Origin of the sequence: Colwellia sp. BRX10-1 (assembly GCF_014077545.1) — a bacterium.
Taxonomy (GTDB): domain Bacteria; phylum Pseudomonadota; class Gammaproteobacteria; order Enterobacterales; family Alteromonadaceae; genus Colwellia_A.
Genome location: NZ_JACGWC010000095.1, coordinates 1 through 628, shown reverse-complemented (window position 1 = coordinate 628; position 628 = coordinate 1). Strand labels below are relative to the sequence as shown.

General features: G+C 34.7%; 1 protein-coding gene. It reads left to right on the top strand.

Features of this window, described 5'->3' with window-relative positions; genetic code table 11:
* A partial coding sequence (locus H4J75_RS19685; protein WP_182223067.1) for a hypothetical protein occupies positions 1-529 on the top strand: 529 nt, incomplete at its 5' end.
* Positions 530-628: the final 99 nt, after the last annotated feature.

The following is a 628-nucleotide window of genomic DNA, read 5'->3' as shown; positions in this document are numbered from 1 at the left end:
TGTGTGTTTACTAATTATTATTTTAAGTGCTTGTGATGAAGATACTGAATCTAAGAAACTAGCCCAAAATATCTTTCCTTCAGTTATAGAATATCAACAATGCTTAGAGAATATGGATCCTAGTGATGACCAATATCATAAAGTAGTTATTGAATTTGATTCTGGTGGTTATAGTGGTATTGGGTGGGCAGTTTATGATGATTCTAATTGTGAAACACTGGCAAATAGAAGTCATGATGTTAATTCACATTACCCTATGCGTTTAGGTTATCAAGTCATAAATAAAGACGGAACTACAGGGCATGAATTGATTTTTGCGGATCCTGAAAATGCAGGTAAATCTGGTACAGTTTATCACATTGAAAATGACGTACTTTGTTTTGCCGTAGGAACGGTAAAGTTAAATATTGGATTTACTAATAGGCCAAACTTAAGTTCTATAAACTTTACGTCTGCATCGATTAACGGCGATTTTTCCAATTTAGAAATAGATAGAGATAACTGCTTTAAAATCAATATGGGTGAATAATTTGCCTAACAAGCTACTCAAGACGGACGCTAAACAGTTGGCTAGCTTCGTTCCTCGCAATTTTAGCCAACAATTTATCGCCGCTTAGTAGGGCGTTAT